The following is a 21,389-nucleotide window of genomic DNA, read 5'->3' as shown; positions in this document are numbered from 1 at the left end:
AGTAAAGCCCCGTTCCGCACGCCATAATCCGGTCCCACCACTGGGTCGGCGAAGGGGCGGGCATGGGCGTGGCATCGGCTACGGGCACGGCATCGAGTACGGGCACGGCATCGGGCGCGGCAGCGGGTACGGGCGCGGGTGCGGCGTTGGGCCGCCGGGGGTTCCTGACCGGGGCGGCGGCGCTGGCGGCAGCGGCCGCCACCGGTCTCGGTACGGCCGGCCGCGCCTCCGCCACGGCCCTCGGCACGCAGGACTGGATGGGCGGCCTGGCCGACTCCACCGCGCTCCAGCGGATGACCATCCCCGGCACCCACGACTCGGGCGCGACCAAGGGCGGGCTCTACGTCGCCTGCCAGAACACCTCGATCGCCCAGCAGCTCGAATCGGGGATCCGGTTCCTGGACGTGCGCTGCCGCGTCACCGGCGGCTCCTTCGCGATCCACCACGCGGCCTTCTTCCAGGACCTGATGTTCGGCGACGTCCTCGTGGCCTGCTGGAACTTCCTCGCCGCGCACCCGTCCGAAACCGTGCTGATGCGGGTCAAGCAGGAGTACTCAACGGACAGCGACGCGACCTTCCGCGCCGTCTTCGACGACTACCTCGACAACCGGGGCTGGCGGCCGCTGTTCCGGATAGCCGACACCCTGCCCACCCTCGGGCAGGCCCGCGGCAAGGTGGTCCTGCTCGCCGACAACGCCGGGCTGCCCGGCCTGCGCTACGGGGACGGCAACCTCTTCGACATCCAGGACGACTACAACGCCGAGCCCTTCGCCAAGCGCGGCAAGATCGAGAACCAGTTCCGCCGGGCCGTCCAGCAACCCGGCAAGCTGTTCGTGAACTACACCAGCACCGCGGCGTACATGCCGCCGCGCTGGAACTCCGACCGGCTCAACCCGCAGGTGCACGCCTTCGTCGACGGCGGGGAGCTGGCCGGCCGGACCGGGCTCGGGATCGTCCCCATGGACTTCCCGAACACCCGCTCCGGCCTGGTCGCCTCACTGATCCGGCACAACTGACGGCTCGGAGGGCGGCGGGGTCGGCGCTCCCGGGAAGCGGAGCACCGCCTCCGCCCCCGGGCCGCCGTCGGCCGCCGCCCGCAGCTCGGCGCTGCCGCCCGCGCGCTGTACCGTACGGGCCACGATGGACAGGCCCAGGCCGCTGCCGGGCAGGGCGCGGGCCGACGGCGAGCGCCAGAACCGCTCGAACACGTGCGGGAGTTCCTCGGCCGCGATGCCCGGGCCGTGGTCCCGTACGGCCAGCTCGCCCGCCCGCAGCGACACCGCGACGGTGCCGCCGGGCGGGCTGAACTTCACCGCGTTGTCCAGCACGTTGACCACCGCCCGCTCGAGGGCGGCCGCCTCACCCCGTACGTACCAGGGCGCCAGATCGGCGGTGAAGTCCAGCTCGGGGCCGCGCAGCCGGGCCCGGGACAGCGCGCTTCCGGCGATCTCGTGCAGGGCCACCACCCCGAGCGGGCCGGGGGAGACGGCGTCCGGGCGGGACAGCTCCTGCAGGTCCCCGATGAGCGCGGCGAGTTCCGTCATCTGCGCCTTGACCGAAGCCAGCAGCTCCCTGCGGTCCTCGGGCGGGATGGCCCGGCCGGTCTCCTCGCTGCGCGCGAGCAGCTCGATGTTCGTACGGAGCGAGGTGAGCGGGGTGCGCAGCTCGTGCCCGGCGTCGGCGATCAGCTGCGCCTGGCGTTCCTGGGAGGAGGCGAGGGCGGCCGTCATGGAGTTGAAGGACCGCGACAGGCGGGCGATCTCGTCGTCGCCCTCGTCCGGGATCCGTACGGTGAGGTCCTCGGTCCGGGCGATGTGCTCCACGGCTCCCGTCAGCTCGTCGACCGGCCGCAGCCCGGTCCGGGCCACCCACAGCCCGGCCGCGCCGGCGCCGACCACGCCGATGCCGGAGACCAGGAGCAGCACCCAGGCCAGGGTGGACAGCGGCTTGTCGATGTCGGCGAGCGGCTTGGCGACGGAGATGCCGAAGACGGGGGCGTTCGGCTGGGTGCGCGCCGCGAAGGTGTAGACGCGCATCCCGGTGCCGTCGGCGGCCGTGGCGTCGTGCAGGGCGCTGGGCCGCCGCCCCTCCGCGACCTGCTGGTCCGCCGGGCTCACCGGCAGGTTGGTCAGCCCGCTCACCCAGCAGTGGCTGCCGTCGGCGAGGACGATCTGGACGGTCGGGTTGAGGTTCCCCGCGATGTCCTGGGCGGGCCGGCTCGGCGCGGCGACGCAGGGCTCGCTCAGGGTCCGCAGGACCTGCGCGGACGGATTGGTCGCCATCAGCGACCGGTCGAGCTGATCACGCAGCTGCGTGCGCACCATCACCCAGGACACCGCGGCGACGGCCGCGACGGCGACCGCGACCGCGACGCTGACCAGCAGGGCCAGGCGGGAGCGCAGGGGCAGTGCGCGGAACCTGGCCGTCGGGCTCACTCGGGACCGCTCTCGCCGGCGCGCAGGACGTAGCCCACCCCGCGCACGGTGTGGACCAGGCGGGGCTCGCCGCCCGCCTCGGTCTTGCGGCGCAGGTACATCACGTACACGTCCAGGGAGTTGGAGCTGGGCTCGAAGTCGAAGCCCCAGACGGTCTTGAGGATCTGCTCGCGGGTCAGGACCTGGCGCGGGTGCGCCATGAACATCTCCAGCAGCGTGAACTCGGTCCGGGTCAGCTCCACCGTGCGCCCGGCCCGGGTGACCTCGCGGGTGGCGAGGTCCATGCGCAGGTCGCCGAAGGTCAGCGCGTCCTCGTGGCCCTCGCCGGCGGTCCGCGGGGTGGCGTAGGAGCTGCGGCGCAGCAGCGCGCGGACGCGGGCGAAGAGCTCGTCCAGCTCGAACGGCTTGACGAGGTAGTCGTCGGCGCCCGCGTCCAGCCCGGTGACGCGGTCGCCGACGGTGTCGCGGGCGGTGAGCATCAGGACGGGGACGACATTGCCCGCCGAGCGCAGGCGCCGGGCCGCCGTCAGGCCGTCCATGCGGGGCATCTGGATGTCCAGGACGATCAGGTCGGGGGCGTACGAGGCCGCCTTATCGAGGGCGTCGAGCCCGTCGACCGCCGTCTGTACGGCGTACCCCTCGAAGGCGAGGCTGCGGCGCAGGGCCTCACGGACGGCCGGCTCGTCGTCGACGACGAGGATGCGCTGCGGGTCGCCTTCGGCGGGGTGCATGGACGGGTCCTCCATGGTGGTCGTGACGTTCCCTTCAGCGTCGCACGGCCGCCGGTCAGAACGAGGTGCCGTAGCCGGTGCCGTAGCCGTTGCTGCGGCCGTCGCTGTTGCCGGAGCCGCTGCCGCCGGGGCCGCCCTTGCGCAGCGAGTCCAGGTCCGCCTTGATCGTGTTCACCGGGATGGCGAAGCCGAGGCCGACGCTGCCCGCGCCGGCATTGCCGTTGGAGGGGGAGTAGATCGCGGAGGGCATGCCCACGACCTCGCCGTTCATGTTGAACAGGGCGCCGCCGGAGTTGCCGGGGTTGAGGGAGGCGTCCGTCTGGATGGCCTTGTAGGAGGCGGTGTCGTTGCCGGTGTTCCCGTTGAACTGCTGACCGTTGAAGGAGAACGGCCAGCCGCCGTCGCCGCCGCGCTGCGGGGACTGCTGCGTCTGCGGCTTCTCCACGTTCACCTCGCGGTTCAGGGCGGAGACGATGCCGCTGGTGACGGTGCCGGTGAGGCGGTCGGGGGAGCCGATGGCGACGACCTGGTCGCCGACCTTCACGCCGTCGGAGTCGCCGAGCTTGGCCGCCTTCAGGCCGCTCGCGCCCTGCAGCTTGATGAGCGCCAGGTCCTTGTCGGGGTCGGTGCCGAGGATCTCGGCCGGGTACTTCTTGCCGTCGCTCATCGTCACCTGGATCTCCGAGGCGCCCGAGACGACGTGGTTGTTGGTGACGATCTCGCCGTCGGCGGTGAGCACGATCCCGGAGCCGGTGCCCTGGCCGGATCCGGTACGGGTGTCGATGCGGACCACCGAGGGGCTGTTCTGCTCGGCCACGCCGGAGACGGTGCCGTTGCTGGACTGCGAGACGTTGGTGCCGTTGAAGGCGCCGCCGGACCCGTTGGCGCCGTGGCCGCCCATCAGCTGCTGGACGGCCGCCGCGGTGCCGCCGCCGACCACGGCCGCCGCGAGTGCGACGGCGGCGAGCAGCGCGACCGGCCTCGCGGCCCGGGGGGCCGGGGCAGCCGCGTGGGCCGGGCCGTGCGGGGTCCCGCCGCCGCCCGTACCGTCCGCGCCGTCGGCGCCGAGGGCTTCGGGGACGGTCTCGCCCCGGATGACCGGAGGCTGGTGCGCCTCGTGCCAGCCGGGTGCGGCGGGCGGGTACGAGGGCGGCGGAGGGTACGCCCCGGCCCCCGCGTCCTGCGCCAGCCGGTCCCGCCCCCGCTGCCACTGCTCGCCGAACGGCGCGTGCTGGGTCGGGCGGTTCTCCTGGGGGTACTCGCCTTCGCGGCGGAAGCTCTCGGTCATGGTCACGACTCTGACCGCCGATCATGAGAGCTTCCTGAGTCCGACCTGAGAAGCCCGACAGAACCGCGTATGCCCGATATAAGCGAGGCGGCAATCAGCGGGCCCGGGTGGGTGGCCCGGTGACCGCCAGAGGCTACCGGCAGCCGCAGGAGCGGCGGACGACCAGGGCCGACGGGAACTGCTTCAGGCGCTCGCGGCGGGAGCCCGCCACGCGCAGGCCGTCGTCCAGGACAAGGTCCACGGCCGCGCGGGCCATCGCCGGGCGGTCCGAGGCGATCGTGGTCAGCGGCGGGTCCGTGAGGGCCGCTTCCTTGACGTCGTCGAAGCCCGCCACGGCCAGTTCCCCGGGTACGTCGATGCGCAGCTCACGGGCGGCCCGTAGCACGCCGATGGCCTGGTCGTCCGTGGCGCAGAAGATCGCCGTCGGGCGGTCCGGCCGGGCCAGGACCTCCAGGGCGACCGTGTACGCGTCGTAGCGGTTGTACGGGGCCTCGATGAGCCGGCCCTCGGTCGAGCGGCCGGACTCCTGCATGGCGCGGCGCCAGCCCTCGACGTGGTCGGCGACCGGGTCGCCGACGGACGGGGTGTTCTCGACTCCGCCGATGCAGGCGACGTACTCGTGCCCGTGTTCGAGCAGGTGGCGGGTGGCGAGCTGGGCGCCGCCGACGTCGTCCGTGACGACGGCGACGTCGTCGATCGCCTCCGGGCGCTCGTGGAGGAGGACCACCCGCGCGTCCCAGGCCTCGATCTCCGAGGCGGCCTGCTCGCTCATGCCCTGGCTGACCAGGATCAGACCGGAGACCCGCATGCCGAGGAAGGCCCGCAAATAGTGGACCTCGCGCTCGGTGCGGTAGTCGGAGTTCCCGACCAGCACCATCTTTCCGCGCTCGGCAGCGGCCTGTTCGACCGCGTGGGCCATCTCCGCGAAGAACGGCTGGCGGGCATCGGGGACGATCATGCCTATGAGGTCGGTGCGCCGTGAGGCCATCGCCTGGGCGACCCGGTCCGGGCGGTAGCCCAGCTCCTTGATCGCGGCGAGGACACGCTCGCGCGTGGCCGGGGCAACCGGCCGGGGTCCGTTGTTGATGACGTACGAGACGACAGCGGTAGAGGTACCCGCCAGTCGTGCTACGTCATCCCGCGTCACCTTGGCCACGCGCGGAAGTCTACGCGGGGTGACCTACCTCTGGGCAGGGCGTCCTGCCGAGTGGACGATCACAGGCTCTTCGGCCGTCCGGGTGACGGCCTCCGCCGCCTGGGCGGCGGCCTGGGCCGCGGCTTCCGCCGCCGCCCGCTCGACCTTCTCCGGCGTGACGAAGCGGTAGCCGACGTTGCGGACCGTACCGATCAGCGACTCGTGCTCGGGGCCGAGCTTGGCGCGCAGCCGCCGTACGTGGACGTCCACCGTCCGGGTGCCGCCGAAGTAGTCGTAACCCCACACCTCCTGCAGCAGCTGCGCGCGGGTGAAGACCCGGCCCGGGTGCTGCGCGAGGTATTTGAGCAGCTCGAACTCCTTGAAGGTCAGGTCCAGGACCCGGCCCTTCAGCTTCGCGCTGTACGTGGCCTCGTCGACCGACAGGTCGCCGTTGCGGATCTCCATCGGGGAGTCGTCCGCGCCGAGCTGCCGGCGGCCGGTGGCCAGCCGCAGCCGGGCCTCGACCTCCGCGGGGCCCGCGGTGTCGAGGAGGACGTCGTCGATGCCCCAGTCGGCGGTGACGGCCGCGAGACCGCCTTCGGTGACGACGAGGAGGAGCGGGCAGCCGGGCCCGGTGGACCGGAGCAGCTGGCACAGCGAACGCACCTGCGGCAGGTCGCGGCGCCCGTCGACGAGGATGACGTCGGCACCCGGGGTGTCCACGAGCGCCGGGCCCTCGGCGGGGGCCACCCGGACGTTGTGCAGCAGCAGGCCGAGGGCGGGCAGCACCTCGGTGGACGGCTGCAGGGCGTTGGTCAGCAGCAGGAGAGAGCTCATGCCCGACCACCCCGCCCGGTTCCGGTCGGCAGGTCGTGCTCGTGCACGGTTCGCTGGTCCATCACGTCGGTTCCTCCTCGGTCCCGTCGAGGACATGCGTGGTTCTGCTTCGTACGTGTGCTGCGTGGCCTCCGTCCGGTCCCCGCGCCCTGGGATCGGGATGGATACCACTGTTCTCGGTTCGTTCAACGTGCTGAAAGCACAAAAGGACCCGGGGGCAACGTTGCCCGGATCCTCTGCCCAGCAGAATAGCCCACCGGCCCTTCGGCGGCCGAGGCTCTTGCGCTCCGGCTTCTGTGGTTCCCGCCACGCCCATGACCAGCGTATGCCCCGTTTTCATGCGATCGGCGGCCCGCCGGGCGGTACGGCCGGGCCGCCCGGGCGCACACGGGGCGCGCGGAGGCACACGGGGGTGGGGGGTGGGAGGGGTCATCATGGAGGCCGACGGTAGAGAGCCGACGATAGGAGCTGCAGTGGCAACCGGAACCATCCGCTACTGGGCGGCGGCCAAGGCCGCGGCCGAGACGGCGGAGGAGCCGTACTCGGCGCGCACGCTGGCCGAGGCGCTCGACGCCGTGCGGGAACGCCACCCCGGGGAGCTGAGCCGGGTCCTGCTGCGCTGCTCCTTCCTTGTGAACGACGAACCCGTGGGCAAGCGCCCGCACGATGCCGTCCTGCTGACCGAGGGGGGCACCGTAGAGGTGCTCCCCCCGTTCGCGGGCGGGTGAGCGGGAGCCGATGAGTACGCCCGAGGAACAGCAGCAGCAGTACCCGTACGAGCAGCAGCCACAGCAGCAGAACCAGCACCAGGACCCGTACGGGACCCAGACCTGGCAGGCCGACACCTGGGACACCGGCTACCAGCCGGTGCAGCCGCCGCTGGGCGGGGTGCCGGGGCAGCCGGTCGCGCCCGAGGGGTGGTTCCGGGACGAGGCGCAGCCTCCGGCGCCTCCGGCGCAAGCTCCGGCCCCGGACTGGTCGCATCCGGCTCCGGCCGCCGAGCAGACCGCCTACCTGCCGCCGTACCAGGAGCAGGCCGCCGCTCCGGAGGCCCCGGCCCCGGCCGCGGTTCCCGAGGGCTGGTTCCGTGACGAGGTCCCGGCCCCGGCCCCGGCCCCGGACTGGTCGCATCCGGCTCCGGCTGCCGAGCAGACCGCCTACCTGCCGCCGTACCAGGAGCAGGCCGCCGCTCCGGAGGCCCCGGCCCCGGCCGCGGTTCCCGACGGCTGGTTCCGTGACGAGGCGCCGGCCGAGCAGACCGCCTACCTCCCGCCCCAGGCGGCGGCCCCCGCGCCCGCCGGCGAGGAGGAGGAGCCCGCGTACTCGCCGCCCACCCTCGCCGGCAACACCCTGCGCGCCGTCGACCCGGCCCAGGCCCGCGCCGAGGGCCGGTCGCCGATCATCGACCCCGGCCCGCAGTCGGCGATACTGACCGCCGCCCTCGGGATCCTGCTCGCCGTGGCCGCGGTGCTGGGGCAGCTCGCGCTCGTCGTGCCGCTGGTCGCCCTCCAGGGGCTCACCGCGGCCGGCTGGTTCCGCCTCAACGGCATGTGGCCGGCCCGTCAGGGCATCGCCCTCGCCTTCGCCGGAGCCCTCGTCGCCGATGTGGCCGTGCTCGCGGTGGACGAGTCGTACGGTCCCGGCGCGATCATCGGAACCCTCGGGGCCTGGGTGCTGCTGACCCTCGTGCTCCAGCTGCGCAGCCACGCCGACCCCGACGAGCGGATGTACGGCCTGATGGCCTCGGTGGCCTCTGCGGCCCTGGCCATCGTCTGCGCCGGCTTCCTGGCCGCGGACCCGCGGGCCGTCACCGTCGGCGCGGCCGCCGTGGCCGTCGCCGTCTTCGCCCGGGCGCTCCCGCTGCCGCCCACCGCCTCGGTCGGCGTGTCGCTGGCCGCGGCCGCCGGTGCGGGCATCGCCGTCGGCGGGCTGACCGGCGTCGGCGTGGGCGGGGCGCTGATCGGCCTCGTCGCCGGGGTGTGCGCGCTGATCGGCCTGCGCGTGGCGGCGTACGACTACCCGTCGAAGTTCGTGCACATGACGGCCGGTGTGGCGCTGCCGCTGGCGGCGGCCGCCCCCGCCGTGTACCTGATCGGCCGGGTGGTGGCCTGAGGCGGCCCGGTGGCCGGCGGAGGCGGTCGGCGGCGGCGGGCTGACGGCCCCTTGACGGCGGTCCATGGTCAACTGGGTGCCAGGTACCGATTAGTAGGGGGTGGGGGCACGTGCGTTTCCTGCGTGTCGTTCTGATCATCGGAGTGGTGCTGGGAGCGCTCTTCGTCGGGGTGGACCGCTGGGCGGCCGGCTATGCCGAGAACCGGCTGGCCGACCGGATCCAGGCCCGGCAGGGGCTGGCCGGCAGCTCGGAGGTGGAGATCCACGGGTTCCCCTTCCTGACGCAGGCGCTCAGCCACGACCTCGACCGCGTCGACCTCAGGCTCCGGGGCGTCGAGGTGATGGCGGACGGCCGCAAGACGCGGCTCTCCGAACTCGACGCGAGCTTCCGCGGAGTGAAGCTGAACGGGGACTACAGCCGCGGCACCGCCAAGAGCGCCACGGGCACCGGCCTCATCACGTACGCGGACCTGACCGCGGCCTCGCAGACCGGCGCGACCCTCTCCTACGGCGGGGCGCCGGGCAAGGTGAAGGTGACCGCGGGCGTCGACGTGCTCGGCAAGACGCTGACGCGCAGCGTCGTGTCCACCATCACGCTGGAGGACGCGCAGGACGGAAAGGGCGGCAGGATCGTCCGCGTGCGCGCCGACGAGGTGCCGGGCGAGGGCATCCCCGGGATCGAGAAGCTGGTGCGCAGGAAGACCGACTTCGACCGCAACCTCGACAGCGGGCTGCCGGCCGGGCTCCACCTCTCCGCCCTGACCTCGGACGAGAGCGGCGTACACCTCACCCTCGACGGCTCGAACGTGGTGATGGCCGGATCGTGAGACGGCGCGGTCCGGTCCGCAGAAGGGCGGGCCGCACGAGGGCTCCGGGGAGCGGCGCGGCGGCCGCTCAGGGCGCTCGGATCCCACTATACGGACGATCCTGTCTCGGCATATGACACGCCGGTGACAGGGCGGCCGATTCGTCCCTACGATCCATGCCTATGAAGCATCAGCAGGCGGACCTCACGAAGCGGCGGGCAGTAGACCTGTGTCGCGTCGCCGCCATGCTCTGTCGATCCATGTGACGTGTGAGCGCATCGCTCCATCAGCCGGACGACGGCCCTTTCCCCGCGTGACCGCACCCGCCTCCTGATCCTGACGCCTCCCCGCGCAGGACCCGTGAGCGTACCCGGACGCACGCACGCAGCACCCCGCAGCAACCAGCGCCCAGCAGCTGGACCAGCACAGCCCCGCCGCACACTGCCCCGGAGGAGAACACCATGAGCCGCAGCGACGTCCTCGTAGACGCCGACTGGGTCGAGGCCCACCTCAACGACGCCAACGTCGTCATCGTCGAGGTGGACGAGGACACGTCCGCCTACGACAAGAACCACATCACCAACGCCGTCCGGATCGACTGGAAGCAGGACCTCCAGGACCCGGTCCGCCGCGACTTCGTGGACCAGGAGGGCTTCGAGAAGCTCCTCTCCGCCAAGGGCATCTCCAACGACGACACCGTCGTCCTCTACGGCGGCAACAACAACTGGTTCGCGTCCTACGCCTACTGGTACTTCAAGCTCTACGGCCACCAGGACGTCCGCCTGCTCGACGGCGGCCGCAAGAAGTGGGAGCTCGACTCCCGCGACCTGGTCGACGGCAAGGACGTCCCGAACCGCCCGGCCACCCAGTACAAGGCCAAGCCCCAGGACACCTCCATCCGCGCCTTCCGTGACGACGCCGTCGCCGCGATCGGCACGAAGAACCTGGTCGACGTCCGCTCGCCCGACGAGTTCAGCGGCAAGCTGCTCGCCCCGGCGCACCTCCCGCAGGAGCAGTCGCAGCGTCCGGGTCACATCCCGAGCGCCCGCAACATCCCGTGGTCGAAGAACGCCAACGACGACGGCACCTTCAAGTCCGACGAGGAGCTGACCGCCCTCTACCAGGCCGAGCAGGTCGACCTGTCGAAGGACACCATCGCCTACTGCCGCATCGGTGAGCGCTCCGCGCTCACGTGGTTCGTGCTGCACGAGCTCCTGGGCCAGGAGAACGTCAAGAACTACGACGGCTCCTGGACCGAGTACGGCTCGCTCGTCGGCGTGCCGATCGAGCTCGGCCCCAACAAGTAATCCCCGGGCACGCGACGCCCCGTAGCAGCTGAACCCCTCCAGGACAGGACAGAGAACATGTGTGGAGCACAGATCGGCGGGCCCGACCTCGCGACGCTCAAGCCCGGTGAGACCGCCATCCAGGGTCAGATCACCAAGGACGGTGAGCCGGTGTCCGGCTACGTCCGCCTGCTGGACTCGACCGGCGAGTTCACCGCCGAGGTTCCGACCTCGGCGACCGGCCAGTTCCGCTTCTACGCCGCCACCGGCTCCTGGACGCTGCGGGCGCTCGTCCCGGGTGCCCAGGCGGACCGTGCCGTCGTGGTCGCCGAGGCCGGCGGCGTGACGGACGTGGCGATCGCGGTCTGAGCACCGACCGCGTGATCGCCTGATCGAACGGCCGAAGGGCCGCACCCCCGGGGGTTGGACGCCACTGGATCGGGGTGCGGCCCTTCGTGCCGTTCTGCTGTCGTACGGGTGTCACACGCGCTGTCATACGGGCTGTCATCCGCGGGGTCCGGTCCTACCCTGGAGGCATGTACGCCCGGCGCCGGCGCGCCTATTTCCTGCTGATGGGCGGATGCCTCTTCCTCTTCGTCTCCGCCTGGTCCTTCGTGCGGCTGTTCTCGGTGGAAGCGGCCGTGGCCCTGTGCGTGGTCGCCATGGTCATCCCGCCGGTCGCCGCGATGATCGCCAACCGGCGCGGCCCGGACGACCGCTGGTGGGATGACCCCTCGGGCGATCCGAAGTCCGACGAGTGGTGGGACGAACTGGACGGAAAGCGGCGTCCCGAGGACTGAAGTCCGGCGAGATAAGAATGTAATAAGCATTCATACAACTGCTTCCCCCCGGAACGGGTCATGGGTACGCGCGGGCAAGCCAGTCCGTGCCTCCAGTCCTGTGGGGGACTCTTTTGGAACACGAACAAACCCTTCCCGAGCAGCGGAAAGAGGGGGAGACCGCGCCGGAACCGGACACCCTGAACCTGCCTCCGGAAGCCGGAACGGCGCCCGACGCCGACGCCGCTCCCGCCTCCGATGCCGCACCCCGCCGCCGGAGCCGTACGACGCTCCTGATCGCGGGCGCGGCGGTGCTGGGAGTCCTCGCCGGCACGGTCACCGGCTACGCGGTCCAGTACCACCGCGAGCCGACCCCGCTGCCGCCGCTGGCCCGGCAGAAGCCGGCGAGCCCGACGCCGGTCGCCGCGAACGACGCGACCAGCGACCGTTCGATCAACGCGAACCGCTGGGACAAGTCGGACGAGGACCTGCTGGAAAAGCTCCTTCCGGCACCGGGCGGGGCGAAGGACGTGGAGTCCGGGTACGAGTCGCCGGACGAGTTCGCGGCGCGCTACTACGAGGAGCCGAACAGGGGCTTCCCCAACCTGGTCGGCCACGGAGTGCGGCGGATCGCCACCGCGCACTGGCAGGACGGCGAACACGAGTTCGTGGACATCCGGCTGCTGCAGTTCCGGGACCGCTCCGGGGCCGAGAAGTACGGGAGCGCCCCCCTGGACTACATGTCCGAGGAGAAGCACGCGGGCAACAGCGGCTACAGCCTGCCCGGCGTGCCGGCCGACTTCGGGCACGCCTGGCTCTCCGACATGAAGGAGAAGGCCGGCTACCACCCCCTGCGCCAGGGCCGTGCCGTCATCCGGCGAGGGAACATCGTCATGGACGTCGTGATCGCCAACAACCGCGGTGACCTTTCCGAGCGGGAGATCACCGAACTCGCCAAGCGACAGTTGGAGCGGCTGTGAGCGAACGGACGAACGAGGTCAGGACCGACCCGGACCTCGGCCAGGAGCTCCTCGCCTCCCTCCGGGCGCCGCGCGAGACGAACCTCAGGATGAACCGGAAGACGACGACCCTGGTCGCCGCGGGCCTCGGCCTGGCGGTTCTGGTCGGCGGTGGCCTCTGGACGGCGGCCGCGCTCGACGCGGCCGACCGGACCTCCGCGACGCGGTACTGGCTCCCGGCCGGTCCCGCTCCGATGGACGAGTCGAAGCCGGTCCCGACGGTGCCGCCCAACCCCCTCGTCGCGAAGCTGCTCCCGATGGAATCCCGCTACCTGCCGGGCCCGGACGTGGACGGCGAAGGCAACGACTTCTACGTGTCGGGCGAACGGGCCCTGCAGACGATGAAGGACGCACGCTCGGGCCTGTCCGGTGAGGAGCGCGCCGAACGGGACAAGGCGCTGGCCGGGCTGAAGCTCAAGGGCCTGGCCGGCCGCAGCTTCTACACGAACCCCGACCGGGCGGTCACCGAGATCGAGCTGATCCAGGCCGATCCGCAGGCCGTCGCAGCCCTTTCGGAAGTCGACAAGAAGCTCCTCGACCTGTTGCAGAAGATCGGCGGCAAGCGGCAGGCGCCCGCCGTGGACGGGTTCCCGCAGGCCAAGTGCGTGCTGTCCGACGTAGCGGACGCACGGGAGAACAAGGACGAGAAGTCGAAGCTCGACTCCCTCGACTGCGTGGCCGTCGAGGGGGACGTCCTGGTGACGTTCCGGACGTACGGGTACCACATCCCCGTGGACGCCTCGGTCGACCTGTTCAAGAAGCAGCTGAACCACCTGAAGTCCCCCGGGGAGTCCGTGTGACCGAGCAGAACACCACCGGCGCGGTATCCGCCATCGAGCTGGACGCACCGCAGGAGGCGCAGTCCCCGGCACCCGCTCCGGCGGCGAAGGACAGCCGCAAGCTGTTCGCCGCACTGCGCTGGACGGCCGCCGTCCTCGTCTTCGCCGCGGCGGGCGCCGGAACCGCCTACGGGGTCATGCAGCCGGAACGGACGAAGCTCCCCGGCCTGTCGACCCTGCCCGACGGACGGTGGACCTACCCCGTGCAGGCCGCGCCCGAGCTGCCCGCGGGAGCCCCGCTTCCCAAGGGCGCGGACAACAAGGACGGCACGCACTACGCGGACCTGCGCGGTCTCCTCCTCAAGGCCCCGGAGGGCGCCACGCCCGACGAGGGGGTCAAGGCCGACAAGGACGGGGTGGTGACGACCGACGCGTTCCTGGAGGAGTACGCGGCCGAGAGCCGGCCGAAGCTGAAGGAGTCCCTCGACTGGGAGGGGGTCCGCAAGATCGTCGGTACGGGCTGGACCATGCCCGACGGCACCCGGACCCACGTCTACCTGCTGCGCTTCCACTCCTCCGGCTTCGCCGACACCTTCGGCGGCTGCAACACCGGTACCCGCCTGACCGGGGGCGCCTCCCTCTCGGTCGACCTCGTCTGGAGCCAGACCAAAGCGCTTCAGGGCGACCGCAGCAGCGGCGCCAGTCTCTACGAAGAGCCCAAGCCGTTCGGCGACGAGCAGACCCGCCTCGGCTGCCTCCAGGCGGGCGATGTGGAGGCCGTGATCATCCAGTCCCGCAAGGGCGGCACGCCCGTCATCCCGTTCCACCAGGCCGTGATCCTGCAGAGCCAGCTGCTCGGCTGACCGGCGGTACGGCAGACCTCACAGAGTGCGCCGGTCGCCGGGCCAGTAGGCTTGGGGACCGGCCCCGTACCGCCCAGAACACATCCGAGGAGCACCCCGTGCTTGAGGCAGTCTTCACCTCCCTGCTGGTCCTGGTCTGCGTCGGCGTCCTCGCCTTCACCGGCCTGGCCGTCAAGAAGCTGTACCAGGGTCAGCGCTGAGCATCCTCCCAGCCGACCGCCCGGAACCCCTCCCCACAGATCGCCTGAGCAGCCACACATGATCCAGATCCCGTCCGACCTGAACCCGGGCCTCGTCCCCCTCGCCTTCCTCCTCGGAAACTGGGAGGGCGCGGGCGTCTTCGACTTCCCGGGTGAGGAGAAGTGCAACTTCGGCCAGGAGGTCGTCTTCAGCCACGACGGCCGGGACTTCCTGGAGTACACCTCCCGCACCTGGGTCCTCGACAGCGAGGGCAACAAGGTGCGGCCGCTCGAATCCGAGTCGGGCTACTGGCGCATCGACAAGGACCGCAACGTCGAGATCGTCATGGTCCGCGACCAGGGCGTCGTCGAGGTCTGGTACGGGGAGCTCGCCGACCAGAAGCCCCAGATCGACCTGGTCACCGACGCGGTCGCCCGCACCGGGGCCTCCGGCCCGTACAGCGGCGGCAAGCGGCTCTACGGCTACGTCAAGAGCGACCTGATGTGGGTCGGCGAGAAGGCCACCCCTGAGGTCGAGCTGCGCCCGTACATGTCGGCCCAGCTGAAGAAGGTCGTCACGCCGGAGGAGGTCGCCGAGATGGCGCGCAACCTTCCGGACATGCCGGACGACGGCATCGCCTTCTTCCGCTGACCCCAGGACGTCGAGCCGGTACGGGGGGTCACGGGCATGCCCGTGACCCCGCGTCCGCCCGTACACTGGCCGGGTGGCGAGCACCGAGGACAGCGAAACCGCGGACTGGAAGAGCGACCTGCGCCAGCGCGGATACCGGCTGACACCGCAGCGCCAGCTCGTGCTGGAAGCGGTCGACGCCTTGGAGCACGCGACCCCCGACGAGATCCTCGCCGAAGTCCGCAAGACCGCCTCCGGCGTCAACATCTCCACCGTCTACCGCACGCTGGAGCTGCTGGAGGAGCTGAAGCTCGTCTCGCACGCCCACCTCGGGCACGGCGCCCCCACCTACCACCTCGCCGACCGGCACCACCACATCCACCTGGTGTGCCGCGACTGCGCCGATGTGATCGAGGCGGACATGGACATCGCCGCCGAGTTCACCGCGAAGCTCCGTACCACCTTCGGCTTCGAGACCGACATGAAGCACTTCGCGATCTTCGGGCTGTGCAAGAAGTGCGCCGCGAAGCACGCTGACGCCACCGGCTAGCGGGGTCGTAGGCTTGGCGGCATGACCAGCAGCCCTTTGCTCCATCTTCCCGGCGCCGTGCAGGCCGAAGGCCGTGACGAGGGCGTCGCCGCCCACTACGGAGAGCTGTACGGCGAACAGCGCGCCCTCGCGGACGGCCGCGGCTTCGTCGACCTCTCGCACCGCGGAGTCGTCACCGTCACCGGACCGGAGCGGCTGAGCTGGCTGCACCTGCTGCTCACCCAGCACGTCACCGAGCTGCCGCCCGGGCAGGCCACCGAGGCGCTGATCCTCTCCGCGAACGGCCACATCGAGCACGCGCTCTACCTCGTCGACGACGGCGAGACCACGTGGGCGCACGTGGAGCCGGGCACCCAGGGCGAGTTGATCGCCTACCTGGAGTCGATGAAGTTCTTCTACCGGGTCGAAGTCGCCGACCGCACCGAGGAGTTCGCGGTCGTGCACCTGCCGGCCGGGTCCATCGCCGAGGTCGCCAAGGAGCTGGTCGTACGGGAGACCGCGTACGGCCGCGACGTCTTCCTGCCCCGCGCCGAACTGGAGGCCTTCGCCGCCGCGCACGGCCCGGCCGCCGGCCTGCTCGCCTACGAGGCCCTGCGCGTCGAGGCGCACCGGCCGCGGCTCGGCCTGGAGACCGACCACCGCACCATCCCGCACGAACTGGGCTGGCTCGGCACCGCCGTCCACCTCCAGAAGGGCTGCTACCGGGGCCAGGAGACCGTGGCCCGCGTCCACAACCTGGGCAAGCCCCCGCGCCGCCTGGTCTTCCTGCACCTGGACGGCTCCGACGTGGTCCTCCCGGCGCACGGCGCCCCGGTCCGGCTCGCCGCCGACGGGGAGGAGGGCCGCCAGCTGGGCTTCGTCACCACCGCCGTACGCCACCACGAACTGGGCCCGATCGCCCTCGCGCTGGTCAAGCGGAACGTCCCGGTCGACGCCCCGCTGCTGGCCGGGAACACGGCCGCCGCGCAGGAGGTCGTCGTGGCCCCGTAGCCGGCGGGCTACATGTCGATGACGATGGTGAACGGGCCGTGGTTGGTCAGCGAGACCCGCATGTCCGCGCCGAACCGGCCCGTCTCCACCGTCGCGCCCAGCTCGCGCAGCTGCGCCACGACCTCGTCGACCAGCGGCTCGGCGACCGCCCCGCCCGCGGCCGCGTTCCATGTGGGCCGGCGGCCCTTGCGGGCGTCCCCGTACAGCGTGAACTGGGAGATCACCAACAGCGGCGCACCGGTGTCGCTGCAGGACTTCTCGCCCTCCAGGATCCGCACGGACCACAGTTTGCGCGCCAGCAGCGCCGCCTTCTCCGGTGTGTCGTCGTGGGTCACCCCCACCAGCACGCACAGTCCCTCGCCGACGATCTCGCCCACGGTCTCGCCGTCCACGGCGACGCTCGCGCCGTCCACCCTCTGCACCACTGCTCGCATACCACCTGTGTACCAGGACTGCACCCGTCCGGGGCCGATCGGGTGGAGTGAGACTGCATCGGGACCACGGACAGTGGCACGATGCACGCAGGCGGTGCGGTTGCGCCGCACCGGTCGAGGGGACGGACTCGTTCGTATGAATACTTCTGGTACCTCCGTACCTGCTTCGCCCGCTTCCATGGCAGCTGCCGCGGTTCGACCGCCCGCGCAGCGCACCGCCGACGCCCCGGGGACGCCGCCGCCGGCCGGGACCCTCGGGCTGCCCGAGCTGCGCGCGCTGCGCCGGGACGCACAGCGCGACGAGGCCGACCTGAGCTATGTGCGCCGGCTGCTCCAGGGCCGCATCGACATCCTGCGGGCCGAGCTCGCCCGGCGGACCGACCCGGAGGCGCCGGTGGTGGACCGGCTCTCCGAGATCCTGGCCGACGCGCCCTCCAGCAGGAGCGCCTCCGCCCGGCACGTCACGCTCGGGACCCCGCACGGGGAGGAGTACCGGCTGCTGGCGGCGGAGATGCTGGCCGACGTGGAGCTCTCGGACCTCGACGCCCGCACGGACGCGGAACTGTACGACGGGCTGGGCCGGCTGACCCGGTACGAGCAGCAGGTCTCGCGGCGCCGGCAGCAGTTGCAGCGCACGGTGGACGAGTGCACCGCGGAGATCACCCGGCGGTACCGGGAGGGCGAGGCGCAGGTGGACGACCTGCTGGCCTGAGGAGCCCCGTCCCGTCCCACTTCCCGCTGCCACCTGCGGCGGCGAAAATCGCGGGACTCGGCCGGACCCGGCGATTAGCGTGGCCCGTTATGAGTGCTGACGTCCGGCCGATCGCCGAATCCGAACTCCCCGAGTGGCTGGAATCCCTGAACGCGGGCTTCCTGACCCCGGGCCGGGCCACCGCATCCGATGTGGCCCAGCGGGCCAAGTACAGCGATCTCGCCCGCCTCCAGGGTGCCTTCGACTCCGACACCGGCCGCTGCGTGGCGACGTTCCGTTCCTTCCCGCAGGAGCTGACCGTGCCCGGCGGGGCGGCCGTTCCCTCCAGTGCCGTCTCGAACGTCACGGTGCTGCCCACCCACCGTCGCCAGGGCCTGCTGACCCGGATGATGGCCGCCGAGCTCGCCGCGGCGCAGGCGCGCGGCGACGTGCTGTCGACGCTGATCTCCGCCGAGTACCCGATCTACGGGCGCTACGGGTACGGGCCCGCCGCCTCGGTCTCGGAATGGGAGATCGACGTACCGCGCACCGGACTGGACCGGCGCCGGCCGGGGCCCGTGGACGGCGGGCGGATCGATCTGGTGGACGTGGCCGAGGTGCGCCGGGTGGGCCCGGAGCTGCACGAGCGGCTGCGGGCGGTCACCCACGGGGCGGTGAACCGGGACGAGCGCTGGTGGAACCTCACGACCGGCCTCGAGGAGATGTCGCACCGTCCGTACAAGGAGAAGTTCAACGCCGTCTACCGGACGGCGGCGGGCGAGGTGGCCGGCCTGGCCACCTACGTCTCCGACGACCACTGGACGGACGCGAAGCTCCCGCTGAACACCGTGCAGGTCAAGGACCTGATCGCGGTCACCCCCGAGGCGCAGGGCGCCCTGTGGCGGTTCCTGTGCTCCATCGACTGGGTGCTGAAGGTGCGCACCGGTTTCCGGGCCCCCGACGACCTCGTCACGCAGCTGCTCCCGGACCCGCGGGCCGCCAGGCCGCTGGCCGCCGCGGACTTCCTGTGGGTGCGGCTGCTGGACGTCGTACGGGCCTTGGGGGCGCGGACGTACGCCGTTCCCGGGGTGCTCGTGCTGGAGGTGACCGACGCGGCGGGCCTGGCGGACGGCCGCTACCGGCTGGACGCGGGAAGCGGCACGTGCGCGCGGACGCAGGAGCCCGCCGACCTGCGGCTGGACGTGTCGGCGCTGGGCGCCGTGTACCTCGGCGACGAGTCGGCGGTGCGGCTGGCCGCGCTGGGCCGGGTGGCGGAGGAGCGGCCGGGGGCGGTCGCGCTGGCCGACGCGGTGTTCCGTACCGCGCGCAGGCCGTGGTGCCCGGACGTGTTCTGATGACCTTCCGTTTCCTCCCCTCCCGAACCGAGGACTGAGATTTTTGACGACTCCGGCCGATCCGACGCCCACGACGCGTACGGCGACCCTGGCCGCACTCGCGGCGCAACTGCGCGCCGCGGGCTGCGTCTTCGCGGAGGAGGAGGCGGAACTCCTCGCCGCGGCCGCGCGCGACGACGGCCACCTGGCGGAACTTGCGGCCCGCCGGGCCGGCGGTGAGCCGCTGGAACACGTGGTGGGCTGGGCCGAGTTCTGCGGACTGCGCATGGAAGTGGGAGCCGGGGCCTTCGTACCCCGTCGGCGTACGGAGTTCCTGGTGCGGGAGGCGGTGGCACTGGCCCCGCCGGGGGCGGTCGTACTGGACCTGTGCTGCGGGGTCGGCGCCCTGGGCGCGGCGGTTGCGGCGGGGGTGGCGGGCGGGGTGGAGCTGCACGCGGCGGACATCGACCCGGCGGCGCTGGTGTACGCGCGGCGCAACGTGGCCCCGTACGGCGGCAGCGTGTGGGAGGGCGACCTGTACGGGCCGCTGCCCGACTCCCTGCGGGGCCGGGTGGACGTGCTGGTGGTCAACGCCCCGTACGTCCCGACGGAGGAGATCGGCTTCATGCCGTCGGAGGCCCGGGACCACGAGCCGCTCGTCTCGCTGGACGGCGGCCCGGACGGGCTGGACCTCCACCGCCGGGTCGCGGCGGGCGCCCTGCCCTGGCTGGCCCCGGGCGGACACCTGCTGATCGAGACGAGTGCCCGCCAGTGCCCGTCGACGGCCGCGGCCCTGAACGCGGGGGGCCTGGAGACCCGGGTGGCCACCTCGGAGGAGTTCTGCGCGACGGTGGTGATCGCGGCGGGCTCGTAGGCCCGGCTGCCGGAGTCGGGCGTCGCTCCCGGGTGGGAGATGCTGCAAGCAGATGCTTGCAATAGTTAGCGGGGTCCGGCAGGATGGGGTCATGGCATCGCTCAACGTCGGAAATCTCGGCGAGTACCTCCGTGAGCAGCGTCGGCAGGCCCAGCTCTCGCTGCGGCAGCTGGCCGACGCGGCGGGGGTGTCGAATCCGTACCTGAGCCAGATCGAGCGCGGGCTGCGCAAGCCGAGCGCGGACATCCTCCAGCAGCTGGCCAAGGCGCTGCGGATCTCCGCGGAGACGCTGTACGTGCAGGCCGGGATCCTGGATGAGCGGGACCGGGACGAGGTGGAGACGCGGGCCGTCATCCTCGCCGACCCGTCCATCAACGAGCGGCAGAAGCAGGTGCTGCTCCAGATCTACGAGTCGTTCCGCAAGGAGAACGCACTCGACGCACCTGAGGCAGCTGACGTGGCCGTCATACCCGTCATACCTGAGGTACCCGACGTACCTGAGGTACCCGACGTACCTGCGTGACCGCGGCACCCGGCACGCCCGCCGACGACACGCCGCCGAAGACGACGAAACGAACTTGATCCGGGAGGACCAGCACATGGCCATCGCCGATGACCTGAAGAAGACCCTCACCGACCCCACTCCGCTCTACTTCGCCGCCGGCACCGCCGACCTGGCCGTGCAGCAGGCCAAGAAGGTGCCCGGGCTCATCGAGCAGCTGCGCGCCGAGGCCCCCGCGCGCATCGAGGCCGTGAAGAACACCGACCCGAAGGTCGTGCAGGAGAAGGCGAGGGAAGCGGCCAGGGAGGCGCAGGAGGCGGTCAGCGCCAAGGTTGCCGAGGTGCTCGGCGCGATCGACCCGAAGAAGCTCGGGGAGACCGCGCAGGACCTGGCGCTGCGCGGCGTCGGTGTGGCCGCGGAGTACGCGGTCCGCGCCAAGGAGACCTACGACAAGGTCGCCGAGCACGGCGAGCAGGCCGTGCGGGCCTGGCGCGGCGAGGTCTCCGAGGAGATCGTCGAGATCGCCGTCGCGGTCGAGCCCAAGTCGGAGACGGAGCCGAAGACGGAATCCGAGGCCGGGGTCGCCGCCGCCGACTCCGAGGCCGGTGCCGAGGAGAAGCCCGCCTCCAGGAAGACCACCGCGCGCAAGAGCCCCGCCAAGAAGGTCGCCGCCACGCCGGGCGACGAGAGCTGAACCGCATGAGCACCGCCGGGCCGGGCACCCTTTGGGGGTCCGGCCCGGTAGCGTGGAACAAAACCGGCAGATGAGAAGGCGGTCGAAGCGATGCTGATGAACGGGTTCGATAACGGGGTGCTCCCGTTGCTCGGGTTCGCCATGCTGGCGCTCGCCGTCGTGGCCTTCGTCTTCGCGGTGGTGGCGCGCGAGGACGCGTACCGGGCGGCCGAGAAGCAGACCAAGACCTTCTGGCTGGTCATCCTCGGCATCACCGTCCTGGTCGACGCCTTCCTGGGCATGCTCTTCCTGCAGATCGCCGGCCTGGTCGCGACCATCGTGTTCTTCGTCGACGTGCGCCCCGCCCTCAAGCAGGTCACGGGCGGCGGCCGGCGCCGCGGTGGCAGCAGCAGCGACGGTCCGTACGGCCCGTACAACGGCGGACGCTGACCCGGTCCCTC

At 71.9% G+C, this 21,389-nt stretch carries 26 protein-coding genes; 20 read left to right on the top strand and 6 right to left on the bottom strand.

Annotation, left to right across the window (positions count from 1 at the left end; all coding sequences use genetic code 11):
* Positions 1-62 precede the first annotated feature (62 nt).
* Positions 63-1,016, top strand: coding sequence for a phosphatidylinositol-specific phospholipase C (locus ACIP5M_RS24510; RefSeq protein WP_401200551.1), 954 nt, complete (start codon positions 63-65; stop codon positions 1,014-1,016).
* Here ACIP5M_RS24510 and ACIP5M_RS24505 read toward each other — a convergent pair.
* The 5 genes from ACIP5M_RS24505 to ACIP5M_RS24485 all read right to left on the bottom strand — a co-directional run bounded on the left by ACIP5M_RS24505 (position 996) and on the right by ACIP5M_RS24485 (position 6,426).
* Positions 996-2,435: a sensor histidine kinase gene (locus tag ACIP5M_RS24505; RefSeq protein WP_401200548.1), complete on the bottom strand. Its 1,440-nt coding sequence runs from the start codon at positions 2,433-2,435 to the stop codon at positions 996-998. The two genes, ACIP5M_RS24510 and ACIP5M_RS24505, sit on opposite strands and share 21 nt — an antisense overlap.
* Positions 2,432-3,166 (bottom strand): response regulator transcription factor, encoded by a 735-nt coding sequence (locus tag ACIP5M_RS24500; RefSeq protein ID WP_401200545.1) that lies wholly within the window; start codon positions 3,164-3,166, stop codon positions 2,432-2,434. Before ACIP5M_RS24500 ends, ACIP5M_RS24505 begins: the two co-directional genes overlap by 4 nt.
* Positions 3,167-3,221: 55 nt before the next feature.
* The gene (locus ACIP5M_RS24495) at positions 3,222-4,454 is read right to left on the bottom strand and encodes a S1C family serine protease (protein ID WP_401200543.1); all 1,233 of its coding nucleotides are present in this window, start codon (positions 4,452-4,454) and stop codon (positions 3,222-3,224) included.
* Positions 4,455-4,587: 133 nt separating this feature from the next.
* On the bottom strand, positions 4,588-5,610 hold the full coding sequence (locus ACIP5M_RS24490; protein WP_401200540.1) for a LacI family DNA-binding transcriptional regulator: 1,023 nt from the start codon (positions 5,608-5,610) through the stop codon (positions 4,588-4,590).
* 24 nt (positions 5,611-5,634) lie between these two features.
* On the bottom strand, positions 5,635-6,426 hold the full coding sequence (locus tag ACIP5M_RS24485; RefSeq protein WP_401200537.1) for a response regulator transcription factor: 792 nt from the start codon (positions 6,424-6,426) through the stop codon (positions 5,635-5,637).
* 473 nt (positions 6,427-6,899) lie between these two features.
* Here ACIP5M_RS24485 and ACIP5M_RS24480 point away from each other — a divergent pair, with 473 nt between their 5' ends.
* The 13 genes from ACIP5M_RS24480 to ACIP5M_RS24420 all read left to right on the top strand — a co-directional run bounded on the left by ACIP5M_RS24480 (position 6,900) and on the right by ACIP5M_RS24420 (position 16,420).
* Positions 6,900-7,154 (top strand): MoaD/ThiS family protein, encoded by a 255-nt coding sequence (locus ACIP5M_RS24480; RefSeq protein WP_401200534.1) that lies wholly within the window; start codon positions 6,900-6,902, stop codon positions 7,152-7,154.
* Between the two features lie 10 nt (positions 7,155-7,164).
* Complete coding sequence (locus ACIP5M_RS24475; protein WP_401200532.1) at positions 7,165-8,538, top strand: hypothetical protein; 1,374 nt, start codon at positions 7,165-7,167, stop codon at positions 8,536-8,538.
* A gap of 110 nt (positions 8,539-8,648) precedes the next feature.
* The gene (locus tag ACIP5M_RS24470) at positions 8,649-9,365 is read left to right on the top strand and encodes a DUF2993 domain-containing protein (protein WP_401200529.1); all 717 of its coding nucleotides are present in this window, start codon (positions 8,649-8,651) and stop codon (positions 9,363-9,365) included.
* Positions 9,366-9,520: 155 nt separating this feature from the next.
* The gene (locus tag ACIP5M_RS24465) at positions 9,521-9,610 is read left to right on the top strand and encodes an Ms5788A family Cys-rich leader peptide (protein ID WP_353962230.1); all 90 of its coding nucleotides are present in this window, start codon (positions 9,521-9,523) and stop codon (positions 9,608-9,610) included.
* A 195-nt stretch (positions 9,611-9,805) separates the two neighbouring features.
* Entirely contained in the window at positions 9,806-10,651 is an 846-nt protein-coding gene (locus ACIP5M_RS24460) for a sulfurtransferase (RefSeq protein WP_215016762.1), read from the top strand.
* Positions 10,652-10,708: 57 nt separating this feature from the next.
* A complete protein-coding gene (locus ACIP5M_RS24455) occupies positions 10,709-10,999 on the top strand; it encodes a DUF1416 domain-containing protein (RefSeq protein ID WP_030011783.1) in 291 nt (96 codons plus the stop codon).
* 167 nt (positions 11,000-11,166) lie between these two features.
* Positions 11,167-11,430, top strand: coding sequence for a DUF3099 domain-containing protein (locus ACIP5M_RS24450; protein WP_401200526.1), 264 nt, complete (start codon positions 11,167-11,169; stop codon positions 11,428-11,430).
* Positions 11,431-11,543: 113 nt separating this feature from the next.
* A complete protein-coding gene (locus ACIP5M_RS24445) occupies positions 11,544-12,389 on the top strand; it encodes a hypothetical protein (RefSeq protein ID WP_401200523.1) in 846 nt (281 codons plus the stop codon).
* On the top strand, positions 12,386-13,228 hold the full coding sequence (locus ACIP5M_RS24440; RefSeq protein WP_401200520.1) for a hypothetical protein: 843 nt from the start codon (positions 12,386-12,388) through the stop codon (positions 13,226-13,228). Before ACIP5M_RS24445 ends, ACIP5M_RS24440 begins: the two co-directional genes overlap by 4 nt.
* A complete protein-coding gene (locus tag ACIP5M_RS24435) occupies positions 13,225-14,070 on the top strand; it encodes a hypothetical protein (RefSeq protein WP_401200518.1) in 846 nt (281 codons plus the stop codon). The genes ACIP5M_RS24440 and ACIP5M_RS24435 overlap by 4 nt, the downstream gene beginning before the upstream one ends.
* 258 nt (positions 14,071-14,328) lie before the next feature.
* Positions 14,329-14,901, top strand: coding sequence for an FABP family protein (locus tag ACIP5M_RS24430; protein WP_401200516.1), 573 nt, complete (start codon positions 14,329-14,331; stop codon positions 14,899-14,901).
* 73 nt (positions 14,902-14,974) lie between these two features.
* Entirely contained in the window at positions 14,975-15,430 is a 456-nt protein-coding gene (locus ACIP5M_RS24425; RefSeq protein WP_401200514.1) for a Fur family transcriptional regulator, read from the top strand.
* A 21-nt stretch (positions 15,431-15,451) separates the two neighbouring features.
* A complete protein-coding gene (locus ACIP5M_RS24420; protein WP_401200511.1) occupies positions 15,452-16,420 on the top strand; it encodes a YgfZ/GcvT domain-containing protein in 969 nt (322 codons plus the stop codon).
* A gap of 8 nt (positions 16,421-16,428) precedes the next feature.
* Here ACIP5M_RS24420 and dtd read toward each other — a convergent pair whose 3' ends face one another.
* The gene (gene dtd, locus ACIP5M_RS24415; protein WP_401200508.1) at positions 16,429-16,854 is read right to left on the bottom strand and encodes a D-aminoacyl-tRNA deacylase; all 426 of its coding nucleotides are present in this window, start codon (positions 16,852-16,854) and stop codon (positions 16,429-16,431) included.
* 136 nt (positions 16,855-16,990) lie between these two features.
* Between dtd and ACIP5M_RS24410 the strand changes: the two genes are divergently transcribed.
* From ACIP5M_RS24410 to ACIP5M_RS24385, 6 genes are all read left to right on the top strand, one after another.
* Complete coding sequence (locus tag ACIP5M_RS24410) at positions 16,991-17,566, top strand: AmfC protein (RefSeq protein WP_401200505.1); 576 nt, start codon at positions 16,991-16,993, stop codon at positions 17,564-17,566.
* 89 nt (positions 17,567-17,655) lie between these two features.
* Positions 17,656-18,900, top strand: coding sequence for a GNAT family N-acetyltransferase (locus tag ACIP5M_RS24405; RefSeq protein ID WP_401200502.1), 1,245 nt, complete (start codon positions 17,656-17,658; stop codon positions 18,898-18,900).
* Positions 18,901-18,943: 43 nt separating this feature from the next.
* Positions 18,944-19,753 (top strand): putative protein N(5)-glutamine methyltransferase, encoded by an 810-nt coding sequence (locus ACIP5M_RS24400; RefSeq protein ID WP_401200499.1) that lies wholly within the window; start codon positions 18,944-18,946, stop codon positions 19,751-19,753.
* 91 nt (positions 19,754-19,844) lie between these two features.
* Entirely contained in the window at positions 19,845-20,276 is a 432-nt protein-coding gene (locus ACIP5M_RS24395; protein ID WP_401200497.1) for a helix-turn-helix domain-containing protein, read from the top strand.
* 76 nt (positions 20,277-20,352) lie between these two features.
* Positions 20,353-20,949: a hypothetical protein gene (locus ACIP5M_RS24390; RefSeq protein ID WP_401200494.1), complete on the top strand. Its 597-nt coding sequence runs from the start codon at positions 20,353-20,355 to the stop codon at positions 20,947-20,949.
* 90 nt (positions 20,950-21,039) lie between these two features.
* Positions 21,040-21,378 carry a DUF2516 family protein gene (locus ACIP5M_RS24385; RefSeq protein WP_401200492.1) on the top strand — a complete coding sequence of 113 codons (339 nt, stop codon included), beginning with the start codon at positions 21,040-21,042 and terminating at the stop codon, positions 21,376-21,378.
* The last annotated feature ends 11 nt before the right edge of the window (positions 21,379-21,389 follow it).

Source organism: Streptomyces sp. NPDC088762 (genome assembly GCF_044750905.1).
In the GTDB taxonomy this organism is placed as follows: domain Bacteria; phylum Actinomycetota; class Actinomycetes; order Streptomycetales; family Streptomycetaceae; genus Streptomyces.
This window is presented reverse-complemented; position numbering and strand designations above follow the sequence as displayed.

What these genes read in the sequence shown, in the direction of transcription:
- ACIP5M_RS24510 (WP_401200551.1), top strand. Translation starts at nt 63, where the DNA reads ATGGGCGTGGCATCGGCTACGGGCACGGCATCGAGTACGGGCACGGCA.
- ACIP5M_RS24430 (WP_401200516.1), top strand. Translation starts at nt 14,329, where the DNA reads ATGATCCAGATCCCGTCCGACCTGAACCCGGGCCTCGTCCCCCTCGCC.
- ACIP5M_RS24390 (WP_401200494.1), top strand. Translation starts at nt 20,353, where the DNA reads ATGGCCATCGCCGATGACCTGAAGAAGACCCTCACCGACCCCACTCCG.
- ACIP5M_RS24450 (WP_401200526.1), top strand. Translation starts at nt 11,167, where the DNA reads ATGTACGCCCGGCGCCGGCGCGCCTATTTCCTGCTGATGGGCGGATGC.
- ACIP5M_RS24460 (WP_215016762.1), top strand. Translation starts at nt 9,806, where the DNA reads ATGAGCCGCAGCGACGTCCTCGTAGACGCCGACTGGGTCGAGGCCCAC.
- ACIP5M_RS24475 (WP_401200532.1), top strand. Translation starts at nt 7,165, where the DNA reads ATGAGTACGCCCGAGGAACAGCAGCAGCAGTACCCGTACGAGCAGCAG.
- ACIP5M_RS24410 (WP_401200505.1), top strand. Translation starts at nt 16,991, where the DNA reads ATGAATACTTCTGGTACCTCCGTACCTGCTTCGCCCGCTTCCATGGCA.
- dtd (WP_401200508.1), bottom strand. Translation starts at nt 16,854, where the DNA reads ATGCGAGCAGTGGTGCAGAGGGTGGACGGCGCGAGCGTCGCCGTGGAC.
- ACIP5M_RS24495 (WP_401200543.1), bottom strand. Translation starts at nt 4,454, where the DNA reads ATGACCGAGAGCTTCCGCCGCGAAGGCGAGTACCCCCAGGAGAACCGC.
- ACIP5M_RS24420 (WP_401200511.1), top strand. Translation starts at nt 15,452, where the DNA reads ATGACCAGCAGCCCTTTGCTCCATCTTCCCGGCGCCGTGCAGGCCGAA.
- ACIP5M_RS24500 (WP_401200545.1), bottom strand. Translation starts at nt 3,166, where the DNA reads ATGCACCCCGCCGAAGGCGACCCGCAGCGCATCCTCGTCGTCGACGAC.
- ACIP5M_RS24385 (WP_401200492.1), top strand. Translation starts at nt 21,040, where the DNA reads ATGCTGATGAACGGGTTCGATAACGGGGTGCTCCCGTTGCTCGGGTTC.
- ACIP5M_RS24405 (WP_401200502.1), top strand. Translation starts at nt 17,656, where the DNA reads ATGAGTGCTGACGTCCGGCCGATCGCCGAATCCGAACTCCCCGAGTGG.
- ACIP5M_RS24465 (WP_353962230.1), top strand. Translation starts at nt 9,521, where the DNA reads ATGCCTATGAAGCATCAGCAGGCGGACCTCACGAAGCGGCGGGCAGTA.
- ACIP5M_RS24395 (WP_401200497.1), top strand. Translation starts at nt 19,845, where the DNA reads ATGGCATCGCTCAACGTCGGAAATCTCGGCGAGTACCTCCGTGAGCAG.
- ACIP5M_RS24485 (WP_401200537.1), bottom strand. Translation starts at nt 6,426, where the DNA reads ATGAGCTCTCTCCTGCTGCTGACCAACGCCCTGCAGCCGTCCACCGAG.
- ACIP5M_RS24455 (WP_030011783.1), top strand. Translation starts at nt 10,709, where the DNA reads ATGTGTGGAGCACAGATCGGCGGGCCCGACCTCGCGACGCTCAAGCCC.